Origin of the sequence: Marinobacter sp. CH_CUG1437-1 (genome assembly GCF_037029655.1) — a bacterium.
GTDB classification, from domain to species: Bacteria; Pseudomonadota; Gammaproteobacteria; order Pseudomonadales; family Oleiphilaceae; genus Marinobacter; species Marinobacter salsuginis.
Genome location: NZ_JAYMEW010000001.1, coordinates 1 through 18,771, shown reverse-complemented (window position 1 = coordinate 18,771; position 18,771 = coordinate 1). Strand labels below are relative to the sequence as shown.

Here is an 18,771-nt window from a genome sequence, read left to right as displayed (position 1 = left end):
CGTTGATCTATTGGTTGGCGCGTCTGGCGATCCGATTCAGAAGTCGGGAGGCCGCAAAAAAACCGAAGCTGGCGGTTACCGGACTGGCGGCGCCAAAGCCTGAGGCGCAATCCAGTCTTACCGGGCCGTCGGTGGCCGGTTTCTGAAGGCAGACTTCGCCGTCACCGGCAGGATACGTCAGCTGCTCCAGGGAGTATACGGCCTCAATACCAAAGCGACGCTTCGGGTTCCGGGAAAAACCGTATTCCCGGCGCAGCAGGTTGCGTACTTTGGCCAAAAGTGGGTCTTGGGTGGTTTTGCTCAGATCCGCCACCTGAATCTGGGTTGGGTCGATCTGCCCGCCAGCGCCGCCGGCACAGACCAGCGGAATCTTCCAGCGCTGGCAGTGGGCAATCAGGGCAGCCTTGGCCTTGACGCTGTCGATGGCGTCGACCACCCCGGTCATGTCCCCGGTGATCAGCTCGCTGACATTCTTGGTGGTCAGGAAGCCGAAATGCACCTGAATGTTTGCCGCCGGGTTGATCGCCCGCAACCGGTCTGCCATGGCATCGGTCTTGGTGCGCCCGTATTGGCCTTCAAGGGCATGGAGCTGGCGGTTGGTGTTGGATACACAGACATCGTCCATGTCGATCAGCGTGATTGTGCCAATGCCGCTTCTGGCCAGGGCTTCCGCGGCCCACGACCCGACACCACCAAGCCCGACCACGGTCACATGGCTGCTCCGAAAGGCTTCCAGGGCACGGCGCCCATAGAGTCGTTCGATACCGCCAAAGCGGAAAGCGTAATCGTCGGCGTTCATGGTGTCCCCGTGTTGGTCCGTTCAAAAGCCGGACAAAATCAAAGAGCGCAATTGTAACCCAGTGACCGCACAGACAAAAAAGTGGCCATAAAAAAAGCCACGCAGGGCGTGGCTTTCAAAATACCCAGTCCGACGGGGAGCTGGGCAGGACTAGTTCAGAGACACTAATCAACGTGATCATTATCAAGTCTCGGAGTGTCGCGCTGAAGGTCACAAGCTGTCATTGATCGGTCATTTCCGGCCAGAGTGTCTGGTCTCTGGCCGGAATCGGGATCACGCTGCCCAGTGATCGTCCGAGAACGCCATCAGGCTGTCCTTGCCACTCTGGATATCACCCAGCAGCCAGTCCACTTCCGGCAGCAGCTTTTCAAAGTAGAAGCGTGCAGACACTACCTTGCTTTCCAGCAGCGGCTTGTTGCCCTCGCCCGCGGCAAGCTGTTCGTTGGCCACGTTGGCCATCCGGGACCAGAGGTAGCCGATCACGGTCAGTGCCATAAGGCGCAGATACGGCGTGGCGGCAGCGCCCGCTTGCTCCGGATCCTTCGGTGCATTGGTGGCCAGCCACATGGTGGCGGTTTCCAGCGCTTTCATGGCGTTTTTCAGTTCTTCCCGGTGCGGCGCCTCCGGATTGTCCTTGAGGTATCCGCTCAGGGTTCCGAACAGGGTGCGCACCAGTTGACCGCCTTTCAGGCTCAGCTTACGGCCCACGAGGTCCATGGCCTGAATGCCGTTGGTGCCCTCGTAGATCCTGGCAATCCGGCCATCCCGTACCAGCTGTTCCAGCGGCCAGTCGGTGGTGAAGCCGGAACCACCCAGTACCTGTAGACCGGTGTTGGCGTTGTTGAAGCCCTCGTCCGTAAGGAAGGATTTCACGACCGGTGTAAGCAATTGAACCAGGTCATCGGCGGATTCCCGGACGGTTTCGTCCGGATGGGCAACCGACAGATCCAGCTGGTGTCCTGCGAACAGGGCCAGGGCGCGCATGCCCTCGTTAAGAACTTTCTGCCGCATCAGCATACGGCGCACATCCGGGTGTACGATGATCGGGTCAGCGGGGCCGTCCGGGTTCTTCGGGCCGCTCAATGAACGGCTCTGCAAACGCTCACGGGCAAAGCCAAGACTTTCCTGGTAAGCCATTTCCGCCAGGCCGAGACCCTGCATGCCCACCATCAGGCGTGCTTCGTTCATCATGGTGAACATGGCACGCATTCCGTCGTTCGGCTCGCCGACGAGCCAGCCCTTGGCGCCTTCAAAGTTCATGACGCAGGTGGCGGAGCCCTTGATACCCATCTTGTGCTCAAGGCCGCCGCAGAACGCCGGGTTGCGCTCACCGGATTCGGGCAGGAACTTGGGCACCACAAACAGCGAAATGCCTTTGGTGGTATCAGGTGCCCCAGGTAGTTTGGCCAGCACCAGATGCACGATGTTGTCCACCAGGTCGTGCTCGCCACCGGTAATCCAGATCTTGGTACCTTCTATGGCGTAGCTGCCGTCATCGTTCGGCGTCGCGCGGGTGCGAATCAGACCCAGATCAGTGCCGCACTGGGGTTCGGTCAGGCACATGGTGCCGGTCCACTCGCCGGAGATCAGTTTTTCCAGGTAGACCTTTTTCAGTTCGTCGGAGCCGTGGGCATGCAGGGCACTGATGGCGCCGTGGGTCAGGCCGGGGTACATGCCCAGCGAAAGATTGGTGGAACAGACCATCTCGTCCACCACAAACTTCAGGGTGTGGGGCAGGCCTTGGCCGCCGTATTCAAGTGGCGCGTCCAGCGCGGTCCAGCCGCCCTCAACGAATTTTTTGTAGGCGTCCTTGAAGCAGTCCGGAGTTGTCACTGAGCGGGTTTCCGGGTCGTAGGTGCAGCCCTCCCGGTCGCCTGCCTGGTTGGTGGGCTGGATGACTTCCGCGGCGAGTTTGCCGGCCTCGTCAATAACCGCAGAAATCAGATCCGGAGTGGCATCGGCGTATTTTTCCAGCTCATGCAGCCGGTCTGCGCCCAATACATCAAACAACAGAAAGCGAAGGTCATTCGCCGGAGCCTGGTATTGCATGGATACTCTCCTACGTGCGCTTTTTAATGGGGTTCTGCGCGGAATGGCAGGACCCCGAAGATGATTTGAACACTGGTTTCATACGGTTGTTTTAATTTGCTGGTTCACCGTTTTGCAGTCTGGATGACAGAATTTTCGTATGTCCTCCGGAACGCAGGAGGTTTTTCATGAAACGAGTAGTGATAGCCGGGGTTTCCGGCGCCATTGGGGGCGCTCTGGCCGCGCAATTGATCGAACGGGATTCGCAGATCCGTGTGATCGGCTTGTGTCGTGAGCCGGAGAGGGCGCCGGAGGTTTTGCGGGCCCATGAGCGAAGTACAGTGTTGCCATGGGATGCGCAGGATGCGGAATCGCCAGCGGCTGTTGCAAAGGCACTGGACTCGTTGCTGGACCGAAAGGAAGGTATTGATGGTTTCATCTATGCCGCCGGCTTGCTCCACGGGCCGGAGATGTTCCCGGAGAAGCGGCTTGAGGATCTGGACGCCGGGAGCATGGCGCGAGCGTTTGCCGTGAACGCAACCGGGTTCGGGTTACTCTCTCAGGCACTGTTGCCGTGGCTCCGTCATCGGGAATTCAAGCGGGTGGCGGCGATTTCCGCGAAAGTCGGATCGATTACCGATAACGGATTCGGAGGCTGGTACGCCTATCGCAGCTCGAAGGCGGCACTGAACATGCTGGTGCGAAACCTGTCCATCGAGTTGCCCCGACGGTGCAAACCGCTCGCCTGCGTGTCCCTGCATCCGGGCACCACCGAATCGGCGTTAAGCGAACCGTTCAGTCAATCCCTTGCAAAGCTGAAAGTGCATACTCCTGACGAAACGGCCGCCAACCTGCTGGCGGTACTCGACAGCGTTGAGGAGCACGATAACGGGCGGTTTATTAGTTGGGATGGTTCGGAATTGCCCTGGTAATCGGGGGTACTGATGGTTCAGCCAAGAAAAAAGGGGCGATGATAAATCGCCCCTTTTTTTACGTTCTGTAAAAGTCGGTGCAGCATCACCGGATGAACGGGTTAAGCATCCGCGTAAACGTGCCGGTGAGCTTGACCGGGGCACTGAGCACAGACAGGGTAATACAGTCTTCACAACCAACCGCAACCGGCTTGTGCTCGTCTTCGTCGGTCAATACCACGAAGTCCCACTGATTGAACACACCTTTCTGGTCAGCAAATGCGCCCTGCAGAACGATGGTTGTTTCCTCGCCACGATGGGTGTGTGCCGGAGCTTTCCCGCCTGCAGCGAGTTTTTGGAGAACAACCTGCTCTTTCTGCCCGGGGAACCGGTCCGTAATGTCCAGCACACTCACATCCCCAAGCTGACGTTTCCACGGCAAACTGTTGAGGTCTTCGCCAAGAAGCTTCTGAAGCGCGCTTACCCTTGGGACGGCAGGTGCTGCAGGCTCAACTGACGGCTCACTGTCGATCTTTGAAAGGATGTTGTCGAACATGCTCTCAGAGACAGTGACCTTCGGTTGCTGTTCCATCATCACAGCACCCAGACTGTCCAGCGTGTCCACACGGCTGCGGCAGTGGGAACACTTGTCCAGGTGGAGCTTGATGCACAGAGCATGGGGCTCGCTCAGGTTACCTGCGCTGTACTCCATCAGGCTCAGGCTGTCGGGGTGGTGCCGTGTCATACGTTCTGGTCCTGCAGTATCACTTTCAGTTTGTTCAATGCCAGCCGCACCCGGCTTTTAACGGTGCCGAGCGGGATGTCCAGCTCGTCCGCCACCATCTGGTGCGACTTGTTTTCCATATACACCTTGGCGATCACCGTGATCTGTTCTTCCGGCAGGTGGCTCAGGGATTCCCTGATGCGCCGCTCCGACATAAGACGGTGCAAGGACGTGACCGGCTCGTTCTCGTTTTCACCAGGAATCTGCCAAAGATCTTCCGTCTCAACCGGCATTTCGGCACTGGTGCGCTGCATCTTTCTCAACATGTCGATGCGCTGGTTACGAGCGATGGTGAAAATCCAGGTGGAAGCAGCGGCCTTGCGCCAATCGTAGAGGCACGAACGCCTCCAGATGGATACAAATACCTCTTGCACGAGCTCTTCCGCGTGGCTTGCCAGGCCGTTGGCCATGGCGTAGTACTTGATTTGCGGGCCAAAATGCTCGAACAGCGCGTGGTATGCTTCGCGATCCTGGTTCTTACCCACTTTCTGCAGCATCTGGCTCCAGGGGTCTTTCCGGCCCTCAGAGCTGGCTGGCTTTTGATCCAGTGTGGTCACCGGACGCTCCTTGACAGTCGCATGATTTGAGCTTGTTCTGGTCATCATTCTATGCACTCGTCCCGGGTTTGTCAGTGCCAACATTTACGGATCGGTTTGCCGGGTGGATCAGCCAGTTTGAAAAAAATCCGAAATCTGGCGCCAGCGACGGTCACCGGTCGTCTCGTCGGTGATTGCCGGAACCTGAAGGGCGGTCTAGTCTGGACAAGACACCGATACCGGAAGACCATCTCCCATGAATGCACCCGGCATTACCGGAAACCTGCCCGTTATCCGGGCCCACTATGCGGACATTCTCTGCCAGTTGGCGGAGGACCGTGGGCTGCAACGGTCCCGGTTATTGGCGGCCTCCGGAATCCGGCCTTCTATGCTTGGTCACCCGGAGAATTTCATTACCGTTGATCAGTTCAGCGCCCTGTGTCGTGAAAGCCTGGTCCAAAGCCGCGATCCGGCCCTCGGGCTTGAATATGGCAAACGACTGAAATTCACCACCCACGGCTCCCTTGCCCAGGCCGCCATCAGTTGCGACACCCTCGAGCAGGCGCTGACGGTGTTGATCAAATATTTCCAGATCCGTTTTGTTTACATGAAGCTGTCTTTCTTCGTGGAAGGCCGCGAGGCGGTGATACAGCTGGATCTTGCCCACAGTATCGAAGACCTGTACCGGTTCAATGTTGATGTGGTGATGGCGTCGTTGATGGACGTTAATCTTTTGCTGTTCGGACACCGGCTTCTGGATGGCGGGCGCTGCCTTCTGGATTTCCCGGAGCCTGAAAATGCAGCCGCCTATCGCCAAATGTTCGGCAGTCAGATCTCCTTCGCCAGCGGCGTGAATCAGCTTCGGTTCAAGCGGGTTTTTCTTGATTCGCCCATGTCCCTGTCGAACCCGGTGACCCGTCGGATTGCCGAGGCCCAGTGTGAAGAGGAAATGCGGTTCATAGAGGGCGCTACGTCGGTCTCGGACCGGGTAATACGCCTGCTCGAAACCGGGCGAAGCCAGCGTTTACCAGCGCTGGAGGAAGTGGCCGCGCACCTGAAGATGTCCACAAGGACGCTGCGCCGGCAGCTTGCAGCCGAAGGGGTTCGGTTCCAACAGCTGCAGGACTCGCTCCGACACCGCCGTGCCGTGGACCTGCTGCGGCGTAATGAGTTGACGATCGACGAGATTGCCGAGGCTCTCGGCTACAGTGATCCCTCCAACTTTGGCCGGGCCTTTCGCAAGTGGGAAGGCGTTGCCCCGAGCGCCTGGCGTCGCGGACATCAGAAACTCTGATTCTGGCTATTCTTCCAGGTAGGTGTAGCCATCCAGACCTGCGGCGAGCTCAGTCATGAGCGCTGACTGGGTCTCTGGTGCCATGCCAGAGGTGGCGAACTTGCTTCGATAGGCATCCATCAACGTATCCGGCTCGAAGTTCACATAGCGCAATACCTTGGCCACGGTATCGCCGTCGATGGGATCGCTGATCTGGTAGCCACTATCTGCCGTCAGGCGCACATCCACAGAATGGGTGTCGCCAAACAGGTTGTGCATGTCGCCCAGAATCTCCTGATAGGCGCCGGTCATGAAAAAGCCCATAAGCAGCGGCTCACCGGCCTTTTCCTCGGGCAGGGGCAGGGTGGTCTCGGTGCCCTGGCCATCCACGTATCGGTCGATGCGTCCGTCAGAATCGCAGGTGATGTCCTGGATGACTGCCCGTCGGTTCAGGGGGCGGTCGAGGCCATTGATCGGCATAACCGGGAAGATCTGGTCGATGCCCCAGACGTCGGGCAGTGACTGGAACAGGGAGAAGTTCACGAACAGCTTCTCCGCCAGTTTCTCGTTGAGCTCGTCGATGATTTCCCGGTGGGCGCGATTGCTGCTGTCCAGTTGATCCCGCAGCAGTCGGCAACAGCGGGTGTACAGCGTTTCGGCATCGGCCCGTTCCTGCAGCGAGAGCACCCCGTGGGCAAACTGGGCATGAACATCGGCCATGGCGTGCAGCACGTCATGGTAGATCTCTGCCAGCGAGCGCGGCGAGCTGGCATCTTGCAGGCTTTCCAGGTCGCGCCAGAGGTCATGCAATGGTGCCGACGCCGCATCGTCCGGCCGCTCCGGCGACCGGTTTTCCGGCGCTTCGCGGTCAATCACGTTGGTCACCAGCACCGAATGGTGGGCGGTCAGGGCGCGCCCGGATTCGCTGATCAGGTCCGGATGGGGAATGCCATGGCGATCGCATTCGGCCTGGAGTACGTGCACGACATTGTAGGCGTACTCGTACACGCTGTAGTTCATTGAGCAGCTGCTGCGGGAGCGAGTGCCCTCGTAGTCTACGCCCAGGCCACCGCCGATATCCACGGTGCCCACGGGGGCGCCCATCTGACGCAACTCGCTGTAAAAGCGGGCGCATTCCCTGAGCCCGGTCTGGATATCCCGGATATTGGCGATCTGGGAGCCAAGGTGGAAATGCAGCAACTGCAGGGTATGGAGCGCTCCTGCGTCACGCAGTGTGTTGACGACATCCAGCACCTGGCTGGCAGACAGGCCGAATTTGGACTTCTCACCACCCGTGTTCTGCCAGTTGCCTTTGCCGATGGTCGCAAGTCGCGCGCGCACCCCGATCAGCGGCGATACGCCGAGGCGCTCCGCTTCCTCCAGGATCAGTGGCAGTTCCGACTTTTTCTCAACGACGATGAACACCCGGTGGCCCAGGGTCTGGCCAATCAGGGCCAGGCGAATATACTCCCGATCCTTGTAGCCGTTGCAGACGATCACCGATCCTGGTTGCTGTGACATCGCCAACACCGCCATCAGTTCCGGTTTGCTGCCCGCTTCGAGGCCGATCTGGCCTTTCGAGGCGGCCGGCTCGGTGGCCAGCAGCTCCTCGACCACGCGTCGCTGCTGGTTAACCTTGATCGGATAAACCGCCGTGTAGCGTCCCTGGTAGGCGTGCTCTCCTGCGACCTTGTTAAAGGCATTACACAGTTTGTTGACCCGGTCGTGCAGGATATCAACGAAGCGAACCAGTACCGGCAGTTGAACGCCGGAGTCGGTGAGAGCCCGGGTCAACTCCGGCAGGTTGATTCGGGCGTCGCTGTGGCCGCGATCCGGGCGGATCAATACCTCGCCCTGATCATTGACACCGATATAGCCATCGCTCCAGTGGGCAATGTTGTAGACCTTGTGGGCCGGGGTGGCGCTGGCTTCGTTCATGCTTGCTATCCTGTCAGGAAACACTGGCCGCCATTGTATGGATTCCCACTCCGGGCTAAAAGCACCCGGTGCGGAAAAAACCTGGCCATTCACCGCGATTATCGCTTTAGCTCACGAGGGGGCACCCCTACAATACGCCCTTTCAATTCAGCCCATGGCCCACAGCGGGAGGCAAGACATGACAGCACTCAACGACGGCTGGTTTACCGAGGTATTCCAGGACCAGGGGACGGCGTTTTCCCTGCAGGTGAAAAGGAAGCTTCATGAGGAACAGACACCGTTCCAGAAACTGGAAATCTACGAGACCGAGACCTTCGGTAACCTGATGGTTCTGGATGGCTGCGTGATGCTGACTACCCGCGATAATTTCCTGTACCACGAGATGATGACCCATCCGGCCCTGTTCACTCATCGGGATCCCAGAAAGGTGGTCATTGTCGGCGGCGGTGACTGCGGCACCCTGAAAGAGGTGCTCAAACATCCGGGCGTCGAAGAAGCCTGGCAGGTGGAAATCGACGAGCGCGTCACCCGTATGTCAGAGAAGTATTTCCCGGAGCTGTGCGAAGCGAACAGTGATCCGCGCGCCAATTTCTTCTTCGGGGATGGCATCCAGTGGATGCGGGACATTGAGCCGAACAGTGTCGACCTGATCATCATCGACAGCACCGATCCGGTCGGTCCCGCCGAAGGCCTGTTTGCCCTGGATTTCTACCGGGATGCCATGCTGGCGCTGCGTGAAGGTGGCATCATTGTCCAGCAGAGCGAATCACCGCTCTTGCACACCGACAGCATCATCAAAGGCATTCACGACGACATGCGCAAGGCAGGATTCGAGCACGTGCAGACCTTGCCATTCCCGCAGCCGGTCTATCCGACCGGCTGGTGGAGTTGCACCATGGCCAGCAAGGAGAACCCGGTCAAATACTTCCGTGAGGAAGATGCCAACAATCGGCCATTCGTCACCCGCTATTACAATGCCGGCGTGCATCGGGGTGCGTTGGCAATGCCTCAGTTCATGGTGGACGCACTGGAAGATGAGGTTCGGCCGGAAGAAGCCTGAGTAAGGTCTGCAAACGAAAAAAGGGGCGCCGGATGGCGCCCCTTTTTTCGTGCTTCGTGTCAGGGTTTACTGCTTGCCGCTGACAAACTCCGGATAGGCTTCCATACCGCACTCGGACAGATCCACACCTTCGTACTCGTCTTCTTCGCTGACCCGAATGCCCATGACGGCTTTCAGGATGCTCCAGACGATCAGGCTGGTAACGAATACCCAGACGAAGATGGTGAGCATGCCGACCAGCTGACCCATGAAGGTAGCGTCTGCGTCGGACAGGAGAACCGCGAAGATACCCCAGATACCAACCACGCCGTGCACAGAGATGGCACCGACCGGGTCGTCAATGCGCAGCTTGTCCATGGTCACGATGGAGAACACAACCAGGGTGCCACCGATGGCGCCAATGATGGTGGCGAGCAGGGGAGATGGGTCCGCCGGCTCGGCAGTGATGGCAACCAGACCAGCCAGGGCGCCGTTCAGGGCCATGGTCAGGTCAGCCTTGCCGAACATCAGGCGAGCTACGATCAGGGCAGCAATCAGGCCACCGGCTGCAGCCGCGTTGGTGTTCAGGAACACGTTGGCAACTTCGTTGGCAACACCGATACCACCCAGCTTCAGGGTAGAGCCACCGTTGAACCCGAACCAGCCCATCCACAGGATGAAGGTACCAAGCGTTGCCAGGGGCAGGTTGGCACCCGGGAAGGCGCGGATCTCGCCTTTGGCGCCGTACTTGCCTTTACGGGCGCCGAGGAGGATAACGCCAGCCAGGGCTGCAGCTGCGCCGGCCATGTGAACGATACCGGAACCGGCGTAGTCGCTGTAGCTCAGCTCGTACATGCCGAATACCGCGTCGCCGTTCCAGGTCCAGGAACCCTGCATCGGGTAGATGAAACCACACATAACAACCGCGAAAGCAAGGAAAGCCCAGAGCTTCATGCGCTCGGCCACGGCACCGGAAACGATGGACATGGCGGTCGCAACGAAGACAACCTGGAAGAAGAAGTCGGAAGCGCCACTGTACTCACCCATGTCGCTGAAACCAGCTTCGGTAGAGGCTGCAATGACACCGGCAATGGCTGCGTCGTCCATCTCGGCCACAGTTGTGACGCCGCTCAGGAAGATGCCACCGTCGTACATGATGTCGTAGCCGACAATCAGGTACATGGTACAGGCGACCGCAAACAGGGCCACGTTTTTGGTCAGGATTTCGGTGGTGTTCTTGGCACGCACCAGGCCAGCTTCCAGCATGGCAAAGCCGGCGGCCATCCACATGACCAGGGCACCGCAAATCAGGAAGTAAAAGGTATCCAGCGCATACTGGAGTTCAAAAATGTGATTTAGATTGCTTTCCATATGAAGCCCTCCGCACGAGGCTTTTCAGGTTATAAAAATTTTTTGCGTTGGCTGTTCGAATTATCAGAGCTGGTTCAGACCGCTTCTTCGCCGGTTTCGCCAGTCCGGATCCGGATGGCTTGAGCCAGTTCAGTCACAAAGATCTTGCCGTCGCCGATCTTGCCGGTGTTGGCTGCCTTGGTGATGGACTCGATGACCTGGTCCAGCAGGTTGTCGCCAATGGCAACTTCCACCTTCACTTTGGGCAGGAAGTCCACTACATATTCCGCGCCACGATAGAGTTCTGTATGGCCTTTTTGCCGACCGAAGCCTTTGACTTCAGTGACGGTTACGCCTTGTACGCCAATCTCGGATAGTGCCTCACGGACATCATCCAACTTGAAAGGCTTGATGATCGCTGTCACAAGTTTCATTGCTTTCTCCTTGGTAAAGCCGTCCCAACAGTGAGGGCCCGTCGGCCGATTGTTGAGTTCGGGATGCTGCCACCTCGCACACCAATTGTGCGGATTGCGTACGAGAGCTTTAGCATCGGGTATGCCAACGCAAAAAATTACAATAAAAACAATTATATATGATATCCGCGTACCAGAATGGCGCAAAGTTGTGCACCAAAATAGAGCGGGTAGCTGACCAGTGAGCCAAATTGGAGCGGGCTCTCTGGCCGGGCAGCCCCCATTATAGGGTCCGCAACCTACAGTATGGCAGGGGCTGCGATGTGATACACTCCCGCAGACCGGCAACAGGCCCTGTCTTTTAGTCGAAGCCGGACATTTCAGTGATTCGTGAGGTGATGTGTGAAAGGTCCACAGGATATTTTTGCTCAGCTGCAGGGCCAGTTTGGCCAGTTCGTACCCGACATGGCCCGCGCTGCACGGGAAGATTTTGAAACCCAGGCCCGGGCGACTGTGATGGCCGTACTGTCCCGCCTTGAGCTGGTGACACGAGAGGAATTCGATGCCCAGCAGGCCGTCTTGCTGAAGACCCGTGAAAAGGTGGACGCGCTCGAGAAGCGGGTGGCCGAACTGGAAAATTCCCTGCCAAAACAGTAAACCACGGACACGCCCGGCAGGACGCCGGGCCAGCAGTTCCGCTCATTACCATGGAAGGTTGTCATGCTTGCTATCGTTCATTCCCGCGCCTCAATTGGCGTGTCAGCGCCGGCCGTTACCGTCGAGGTCCATCTTTCCGGCGGTCTGCCGGCGCTCTCGATCGTGGGCCTGCCGGAAACCGGTGTCCGAGAAAGCAAGGAGCGCGTTCGGAGCGCTCTCCTGAACGCCGGCTTCGAGTTTCCTGCCCGCAGAATCACGGCCTTTTTATAGACTACACTTCTTATTAATAGTTCCGAAATTCTCATCGCAGCTGAGATGACTTTCAATATATTCAGCCAGTTGTGGACCGATGGTGAATCTACGCGAATGCTGTTTTGACAGGTCGTATCTGACAGATTCCTTTTTGGAGGAAGAGTCGTGATTCATTTGGATTTGAATGACAGTCAAGAATGGAAGGCTTGGATAGTCGACGAATTCGAGAGTAAGTGGTCACTGAATTTGTCAGCATTTTGCGCTCTAGGTCCTGATGGTCGACGCTTCATTACGTTAGTGGCGCGTAATTTGTCAGGAAAGCGTGCAGCTAGCCAAAAAAGTCAGCTAACTAAAATAAACGCTGAGATTGGCGCCGCAGTCAGAGCCTTTCAATTGACGGCCCTCCCAAAAAGGGAGTCGGATTGGCAAGACCTGGTAGTTCGCTTTTATGAATATGCTCTGGGTCGAACAGATACGAAACGCACCCTCGCAAACAGGGTGAAAGACTGGAACAGTAACTTAGCACACCACCTTGAGACTCTAAGAGATGCACATGACCTCATTCCTTTGGGTGTAGAAATTCCTAGAGCCCGAGTGAGTGAAGCTGCTATAGCTCAAGCTCGCGAACTCACTCAACTCCTTGGACAACCCAAGCCCAGCCCCGAGACAAAGGCGATCGACAAAACCCTCGTGAGTGTTTCGATTGGTAGAACTGATGCTGAATATCTTGAGGAAATTCGGGACTCATTGAGTGAAAAAAGGCGGGTTTTGGAGGACGCACTTCTTAGGTGGTGGTGCCAGATCAAGGAGCACTTCGAGTATGGGGAAAAACTAGTACAGGAGACTAATCTCGATGCTCTTTTGGCTCAACTCTCGATTGGAAGCGCTGGGCCTGTCGAAAAGGCTATACGCTTAAACACCCGCCTGGCAGACGGAAGAACCGAGACTACTCTAGGGAACCTTCTATCACTTTTGCACCATTTTCACGGTAGTAATTGCAACGCTAAGGACTTCGAAAAGTCCACTCTGTATTTCCCCTGCCACGCCACCATTCGAGTTCCTGCCTCGGCTCCCTCACCAGTTTCAGTAGAGGTTTCCGTATTTGACAGAATCAGTTGGATGTTGGGTAGCCTAAATCATACAGACATTGCTGTCTGCGCAGCTCTGTTAATGATGAGGAATCCTACTTTTACTTCTCATTCGCTACTGTTGGCTAAGGTAAAGGACAAGAATGGCCGCCCTTACTTAGAGCTGAATAATTCCGGGCTTTCTTTCCGCATTGAAAAGCCTCGTGCGGTAAAAATGAGCGATTCCCTACTTGATGATGTCTCTTATGAGCTTGTAACAACGCTCATTCGAATGAGTCGTCGTTATCGGAAGAGAGTAATCGTTTCTAATCCAGCCGTGGGAAACCTTTTATTCCTTTGTCGGCCTTATCGAGCGGATCAGATCCACAGAGTCCCCAACCTTGCGCAGGTGCACAGAAAACTGCAGGGAACAAATGATGCGGGTAGAGACCACATTTATCAGTACTTCCCAGACCTTGATTCTGTTTTGCCTCGCGGCACGATATCTCTTTCAAAGATAAGAGCAACTGAAGGTGTCCTAGAATGGTTTAGAACAGGCTCCATTCAGCGAATGAGTAAAAAACTTGGGAATACAAAGCGAGTGGTCATAAATCATTACATACCGAGGCCCCTTCTTGATGCCTGGAATACTCGTCTTATTCGCCGCTTCCAAAATTTATTGTTAGCAGTCGCTGCTGCCGACGAAGACTTTCTCCTCGCCGTAACCGATTTTCAAGCCCTCGAAGATTTGCACTGTTTTCTTGCACAAATGTTAGAGCAGCATTCGACTAGTTCCTCTTCGCTAGGCAAAGAGCTTCATGAGCGCTTTTCAGTGCTATCCAATTGCGATCAGGGGGATTCCGCGTCGCGTGCCAACCTTACAGTATCTATTTCTGCTCGAACGCTGACGTATTTGTATCTCTACCAAGAAACCGTCTTAAAGGCTGGTGTTGGCGCGGCCATTTTAGATCAGCCAGACCCGGTTTCTGGCCTACATCCGAGATACTTTCTTGACTTGGCGGAGTTGCTCCGCCATCAACTTCCTAGTCACCGCAATTCTGATATGCGCGAGGCCCACTTCGCTGCCGAATCAAAAATGGGTGGTTTGATTAATAAGACCCAATGGACTGACCTGTTGTTAAGGCGTGTGAGGTCACAGCATGCGCAACAATAAAACGAATATGCCTTCGCACTTCAATGTCGATGAGAGAGCAACTCTGCTCGCATTGCTTGATCACGGGCGGCAAAGCCTGATGCCTTATGATGGTGCATGGAAGGCCGATTGGCTGCTGTCAGACGTGACTGCACCGATTTGGCCTTTACGTACCAGCGAAAGCCGATTCGTGAACGGTGCCTGGAGAAGAGTGAGAGTCTTACATTGGCGTGCAACTCTTCCTGATGGCAGCCTCCTTACTGACCCCGAAAATAGCTATATCCTTGGCATTGCCCAACGGGCGACATTCTTGGTCCGCTTTCTCTCAGGATTTGGCATAGACAGTAGTTTGGCCCTTGAGCAGTGGGCCGCTAGGATGAAAACCCTATGCCAGTGGCTATTCCTCAATGAGGCATTGTTCGCCCCAAGAACTCATGCATTCTCAAGAGTCAATACTGGCGCGATCAACGACTTTTTCTCAAGTTACATCTCGGGAGGGAAATCTAGGCTACTGCAGTTACCCGAACGCTGTCTTCGTTATTTCTACGAAAAAGCCCTCGGGCGCGAAGTTCAGTTATCCACGGATCAAAGATTGTTCCAGATACCACCGGCGGATACTGAAGCGATAACCGCTTGGCTAGAAAGTGAGAATTTTTACACACGGAAAAACAGTAGCAGGGATTGGAATCAACGATATATCGATCGAGGCTTGCTTGCCGATTGTCTTTCCTGCGGTTGGCAGGAAATGAAGTCGGACCGCATGAACTCCTTCCTGAGACAGTTTGAGCCTGAGCTTGTTCAAGCATCAAGCCAACTGCTGCTTCCAATCAATGGCTTTAACACCGAGTATCCCGGACATTGGATCAGAGACATTGACACCGTATTCAGAACACCGGTTTCTTTTACGCATGCATCTGCAATGCTATCGACTTGGAAAGACCTATTCCGACTTAAGAGGCACCTACCCGATGCGCTGCCCCCCACAGAGCACATTGACCTTTCAGCTCCGAAATATATGGTTGCGCATAAATCTTCACCGGTAAAGCACACCCCATGGGTTCCCCTCAAAACAGCTCTTCAGTATACGACCGAGGCTCTTCGCCTCCTGGTTACCGTCGGAGACGTTATAGTCGATTTTTACATTGAAGCCCTCCGAGCGTTTAGCGGACTAGGCCTTTTCAACGAACAAAGAGACTCATCTAGCGTTCGACGAGTCAAACGAGATAGCCGTAACGATTGGATAAGGCGTAGCGTTCCAGACCAACTTTCTGAGCTCAGAATAAGCGGCTGGACTACGGTTTTTGCGGCGCACTCGAGGAACGTACATCATTTGCTTCGAACCGCTCCTGCTCTTTCCGACATTTTGCAGGTGCTTGTAGGAGGGGTGGTAGTACTGATTGGGATTACCAAGCCTAGCCGAGGGTCTGAATTGCGGTCCTTGCGCAGAGATTGCGTGAGACTTGTTGAGGGCGACGGTTACTGGATTGAGCACAAAAATCGGAAGGCAAACGCCAACGACCATTTGCTAAATACTTCGAAGCCTATTCCTGCCGTTACCGCAAGAGCTATTAGTCTTCTGGGTCGATTGGGCGACGCGTTGTGTGAACTTTTTTCAGACAACGACAGCTATGCTCAAGAAAGCCTTTTTTATCTCCCAACCTTTCGGGTGACTGGCACACCAAACCCGAGAGTTCTGGACTCAATGGCTTTTATCGATTGTCTTGATGCTTTTTGTGATTATGTTGCTCTCCCTTCAGACTCTCACGGGCGGCGATGGTATGTCCGTCCACACGAACTCAGAAAGTCCTTCTTAATCACCTTCTTTTGGTGTTTCAAGTACAGCTCACTAGATGCGGCTCGCTGGGTTGCCGGGCACAGTAGTGCTGAACACGTTTACGCATATATTGAGGCAAATTTCCCGGGAGAAGAGCTGCCGCAGATCGAAGCTGAGTATGCTGCGAAACAGCTGAGGGACTGGAGTTCGGAAGAGCAATCTGGCGAAGAGGAAAACCTTGATCTCTTATACAGCGCAGTGTGTGACCATTTTCAAGTTTCAAACATATCGTTGATTGGCGAATCAGAGTTGGAAGATTGGCTTGTAATCGCCTTCTCAAAGGGAATTTATCGAATTGAACCATATGTGTCAATGGCCATTTATTTTGACCCACCTTTGGCCAATAAAATTGACCCACCTTTCATAGTCTAGCTTGTAACTTTCTGCTTCAGTCGATAGCTTTCTCCTCCCAACATAAAGATGTGTGAATGATGGATAACCCGGTCAATGATCGGCACCGCCACGTTGTCGTCGTGGAAGAACTCACCCCAGCTGGTGAAGTCCTTGTTGGTGGTCAGGATGATGGACCGGTATTCGTACAGGCTGTTGATCAGCTGGAACAGGTTGTACCGGGCCTGCCGGGTCATGGGTAGATAGCCCAGTTCGTCGATGATCAGCAGGTCGTACTTGGCCAACTGGCTGACCCGCTTTTTCAGTTCCCCTTTCATTTCGGCCAGTTCCAGTTCTTCCACCAGATCCAGGGCATTGCGGAACAACACCCGGTAACCAGCTTCCACCGCCTTGTGGCCGATCCCGATGGCCAGGTGGGTCTTGCCCACACCCGGCGGGCCGATGAACACCAGGTTGTTCCGCTCGTCGATGAACTGGAAGTCCAGCAAGGCATTTACCTGACGTTTGGTAATGGTGGTCTGGTGCCGGTAGTCGAAGCCCTCCAGGCGCTTCTCGGCAGGGAACGCGGCCATCTTCCGGTTCCGGCGGATGCGCTTGTCCTGGCGCTGAGTCATCTCATGTTCGGCAAGCCTGTCCGCGAAGCTCAGATAAGACATCTCGTTGGCTTCTGCCTCAGACAGCAGATTCGTTAATTCATCAGCGGCTGCGCTCAGACGCAGGCTGCGGTATCGGGCCACGGTTTGCTCAAGCTGGCTCATGGGTCACCCCCTGGCCACTGGAGTGGCCAAGACGCTGGTAGGCACTCAGATCCAATGCTTGCTTGGGTTGCGGTAACGGCTCCGGCTGTCGCTCCCGCAGAACGGCGGCCTGGGCCGCTTCCAGGTAGCTTTGCAGTCGTGTGGCGGTCATGCCGGGGCGCTCTGCCAGCGTCGTGATCAACACGGAATCCACGGGTTCGTGGCGCTTGAGCAAGTCGCGGGCAGCCACCAACTGATCCTTGTAGATCTTGGGCTCGGAGCGTTTGAGCTGCTGGCACAACCGATGCCCGACATCACTGCCGATCCGGGCGCTGATGTCGGCTTCCAGCTTGCTCACGCGCTGGGCATGATCCCGGTAGTGATGGGTGTTCTTGATCACCTTGCCCTTGTCCGTACACAGGCCATGACTGGCGATGACGTCGCCTGTGCTCAGGTCGCTGATGTGCAGTTGGCCGCCGGACTCCAGAACGCCCACCCGGGCCTGTTGCCAGGCCATGGGCACGGAGTATTTGTTGGCCTTCCAGGCGATCAGGCCGGTCTTGTCGGCTCTTCGTGTCTCCCGGGCCACAGACTGCACGCACGCCGGTGACAGATAGGCCGCCAGATGTTCTCGTTCATCCTGCTCGAACCGCTCCCGGGGTGGTTCTCCGGTGGTGCCGTGGATGCGGACATTGGCCACACTCTCAACCCAGTCCTGCACGTGCTGACACACGTGTTCCTGGTCCCGGAAGACCTCGCCGTAAAGGCAGTCCTGTTTGACGTATTTTACGCCGGCTTCCACCTTGCCCTTGCTCTCCGGGTCATAGCCTTCGCAGGCATGGATCCGGAACCCGGCGGTGGTGGCATACTCATGGAAACGTTGGTTGAGAGTCAGTTCCCGGTACTGCTCGTTGATCACCACCAGCTTGGTCTGATCGTAAACGCATTCCTCCGGCAGACCGCCAAAGTACCGCAAGGCTTCATCGTGGAGCTGGATAAAGGTCTGGGTATCCAGAGGGCGGAAGGCCAAGCCCACGTACATCAGCCGCGAGTAGGACAGCACGAACACCACGAAGTGCAGCGTGCGCTCTTCGCCACCGATCAACACACCACGTAACTCACCGGGGTCCACCTGGCACTGAACACCCGGCACATCGTCCAGAATGGGTTCGTAGTAGCGCATCTGGGCCGAGGCCACTTCCTCCTTGAGTGCTCGCACATAACGGCGAATGGAGCGATCTGAGGCCGGTAAGTCGCCGACCTTGGCCTGAAGCTTACGGGCAATCTTGACGGCGCTGAGCTTGGGAAATTGCTTGAGCAAATGCACCAGGTAATCCCGATGATCATCGAGGCGCTTGCTCCGCGAGGGATCTGCAAACTGCTCTGTGATCGCATCCACCTCCAGCCGCAAATACTTGCGTACCGTGTTCCGGGATAACCCCAGTTCCTGGCTGATGGCGCGGATCGACAGTCCTTTACCGTTATCGTGCAGTGCCTTGATCTTGTGTATCACAACCCACTCCTTCACTGACATGCCCCCGGCCATCGATAAAAGCGGGGGACAGTAGCTGGTTCTGTGGCCTGACGGCCACTCGGAGGTGGGTCAAAATTAATGGCCAGTAGTGGGTCACTTTAATTGGCCACTAACA

The 18,771-nt window shown here is 56.0% G+C and carries 15 protein-coding genes and 1 pseudogene; 7 read left to right on the top strand and 9 right to left on the bottom strand.

Annotated elements, in window-relative coordinates:
* Window positions 1–7: 7 nt before the first annotated feature.
* Window positions 8–799, bottom strand: a complete 792-nt coding sequence (gene tcdA, locus WA411_RS00080; protein WP_291905755.1) for a tRNA cyclic N6-threonylcarbamoyladenosine(37) synthase TcdA — start codon at window positions 797–799, stop codon at window positions 8–10.
* A 273-nt stretch (window positions 800–1,072) separates the two neighbouring features.
* Window positions 1,073–2,848 (bottom strand): acyl-CoA dehydrogenase C-terminal domain-containing protein, encoded by a 1,776-nt coding sequence (locus WA411_RS00075; RefSeq protein WP_069184750.1) that lies wholly within the window; start codon window positions 2,846–2,848, stop codon window positions 1,073–1,075.
* A gap of 167 nt (window positions 2,849–3,015) precedes the next feature.
* Between WA411_RS00075 and WA411_RS00070 the strand changes: the two genes are divergently transcribed.
* Window positions 3,016–3,759, top strand: coding sequence for an SDR family oxidoreductase (locus tag WA411_RS00070; protein ID WP_291905759.1), 744 nt, complete (start codon window positions 3,016–3,018; stop codon window positions 3,757–3,759).
* Between the two features lie 85 nt (window positions 3,760–3,844).
* On the opposite strand, the gene WA411_RS00065 is transcribed toward WA411_RS00070, so the two are convergent.
* Together WA411_RS00065 and WA411_RS00060 are read right to left on the bottom strand one after the other, a co-directional pair.
* Window positions 3,845–4,483: a ChrR family anti-sigma-E factor gene (locus tag WA411_RS00065; protein ID WP_069184752.1), complete on the bottom strand. Its 639-nt coding sequence runs from the start codon at window positions 4,481–4,483 to the stop codon at window positions 3,845–3,847.
* Complete coding sequence (locus WA411_RS00060) at window positions 4,480–5,079, bottom strand: sigma-70 family RNA polymerase sigma factor (protein ID WP_064228420.1); 600 nt, start codon at window positions 5,077–5,079, stop codon at window positions 4,480–4,482. The genes WA411_RS00065 and WA411_RS00060 overlap by 4 nt, the downstream gene beginning before the upstream one ends.
* 235 nt (window positions 5,080–5,314) lie before the next feature.
* On the opposite strand from WA411_RS00060, the gene WA411_RS00055 reads away from it, so the two are divergent.
* Window positions 5,315–6,352, top strand: a complete 1,038-nt coding sequence (locus tag WA411_RS00055; RefSeq protein WP_291905762.1) for an AraC family transcriptional regulator — start codon at window positions 5,315–5,317, stop codon at window positions 6,350–6,352.
* A gap of 6 nt (window positions 6,353–6,358) precedes the next feature.
* Here WA411_RS00055 and speA read toward each other — a convergent pair whose 3' ends face one another.
* Window positions 6,359–8,269, bottom strand: a complete 1,911-nt coding sequence (speA, locus tag WA411_RS00050) for a biosynthetic arginine decarboxylase (protein ID WP_291905764.1) — start codon at window positions 8,267–8,269, stop codon at window positions 6,359–6,361.
* 178 nt (window positions 8,270–8,447) lie between these two features.
* Between speA and speE the strand changes: the two genes are divergently transcribed.
* On the top strand, window positions 8,448–9,329 hold the full coding sequence (gene speE / locus WA411_RS00045) for a polyamine aminopropyltransferase (RefSeq protein WP_291905766.1): 882 nt from the start codon (window positions 8,448–8,450) through the stop codon (window positions 9,327–9,329).
* Between the two features lie 66 nt (window positions 9,330–9,395).
* On the opposite strand, the gene WA411_RS00040 is transcribed toward speE, so the two are convergent.
* The gene (locus WA411_RS00040; protein WP_069184756.1) at window positions 9,396–10,679 is read right to left on the bottom strand and encodes an ammonium transporter; all 1,284 of its coding nucleotides are present in this window, start codon (window positions 10,677–10,679) and stop codon (window positions 9,396–9,398) included.
* A 74-nt stretch (window positions 10,680–10,753) separates the two neighbouring features.
* Window positions 10,754–11,092 carry a P-II family nitrogen regulator gene (glnK, locus tag WA411_RS00035; protein WP_008173268.1) on the bottom strand — a complete coding sequence of 113 codons (339 nt, stop codon included), beginning with the start codon at window positions 11,090–11,092 and terminating at the stop codon, window positions 10,754–10,756.
* Window positions 11,093–11,473: 381 nt separating this feature from the next.
* Between glnK and WA411_RS00030 the strand changes: the two genes are divergently transcribed.
* From WA411_RS00030 to WA411_RS00015, 4 genes and pseudogenes are all read left to right on the top strand, one after another.
* A complete protein-coding gene (locus WA411_RS00030) occupies window positions 11,474–11,728 on the top strand; it encodes an accessory factor UbiK family protein (RefSeq protein WP_069184757.1) in 255 nt (84 codons plus the stop codon).
* Window positions 11,729–11,791: 63 nt separating this feature from the next.
* Window positions 11,792–11,986: pseudogene (locus WA411_RS00025) on the top strand (magnesium chelatase domain-containing protein); the annotation flags it as partial.
* 159 nt (window positions 11,987–12,145) lie between these two features.
* Window positions 12,146–14,221: a hypothetical protein gene (locus WA411_RS00020; RefSeq protein WP_291905770.1), complete on the top strand. Its 2,076-nt coding sequence runs from the start codon at window positions 12,146–12,148 to the stop codon at window positions 14,219–14,221.
* Window positions 14,208–16,406 (top strand): hypothetical protein, encoded by a 2,199-nt coding sequence (locus tag WA411_RS00015; RefSeq protein ID WP_291905772.1) that lies wholly within the window; start codon window positions 14,208–14,210, stop codon window positions 16,404–16,406. Before WA411_RS00020 ends, WA411_RS00015 begins: the two co-directional genes overlap by 14 nt.
* On the opposite strand, the gene istB is transcribed toward WA411_RS00015, so the two are convergent.
* Entirely contained in the window at window positions 16,403–17,143 is a 741-nt protein-coding gene (gene istB, locus WA411_RS00010) for an IS21-like element helper ATPase IstB (protein ID WP_291911398.1), read from the bottom strand. The two genes, WA411_RS00015 and istB, sit on opposite strands and share 4 nt — an antisense overlap.
* Entirely contained in the window at window positions 17,130–18,635 is a 1,506-nt protein-coding gene (gene istA, locus WA411_RS00005) for an IS21 family transposase (RefSeq protein ID WP_291911394.1), read from the bottom strand. Before istA ends, istB begins: the two co-directional genes overlap by 14 nt.
* Window positions 18,636–18,771 lie beyond the last annotated feature (136 nt).

What these genes read in the sequence shown, in the direction of transcription:
- istB (WP_291911398.1), bottom strand. Translation starts at nt 17,143, where the DNA reads ATGAGCCAGCTTGAGCAAACCGTGGCCCGATACCGCAGCCTGCGTCTG.
- tcdA (WP_291905755.1), bottom strand. Translation starts at nt 799, where the DNA reads ATGAACGCCGACGATTACGCTTTCCGCTTTGGCGGTATCGAACGACTC.
- speA (WP_291905764.1), bottom strand. Translation starts at nt 8,269, where the DNA reads ATGAACGAAGCCAGCGCCACCCCGGCCCACAAGGTCTACAACATTGCC.
- WA411_RS00065 (WP_069184752.1), bottom strand. Translation starts at nt 4,483, where the DNA reads ATGACACGGCACCACCCCGACAGCCTGAGCCTGATGGAGTACAGCGCA.
- WA411_RS00070 (WP_291905759.1), top strand. Translation starts at nt 3,016, where the DNA reads ATGAAACGAGTAGTGATAGCCGGGGTTTCCGGCGCCATTGGGGGCGCT.
- WA411_RS00075 (WP_069184750.1), bottom strand. Translation starts at nt 2,848, where the DNA reads ATGCAATACCAGGCTCCGGCGAATGACCTTCGCTTTCTGTTGTTTGAT.
- WA411_RS00055 (WP_291905762.1), top strand. Translation starts at nt 5,315, where the DNA reads ATGAATGCACCCGGCATTACCGGAAACCTGCCCGTTATCCGGGCCCAC.
- speE (WP_291905766.1), top strand. Translation starts at nt 8,448, where the DNA reads ATGACAGCACTCAACGACGGCTGGTTTACCGAGGTATTCCAGGACCAG.
- glnK (WP_008173268.1), bottom strand. Translation starts at nt 11,092, where the DNA reads ATGAAACTTGTGACAGCGATCATCAAGCCTTTCAAGTTGGATGATGTC.
- WA411_RS00040 (WP_069184756.1), bottom strand. Translation starts at nt 10,679, where the DNA reads ATGGAAAGCAATCTAAATCACATTTTTGAACTCCAGTATGCGCTGGAT.
- WA411_RS00015 (WP_291905772.1), top strand. Translation starts at nt 14,208, where the DNA reads ATGCGCAACAATAAAACGAATATGCCTTCGCACTTCAATGTCGATGAG.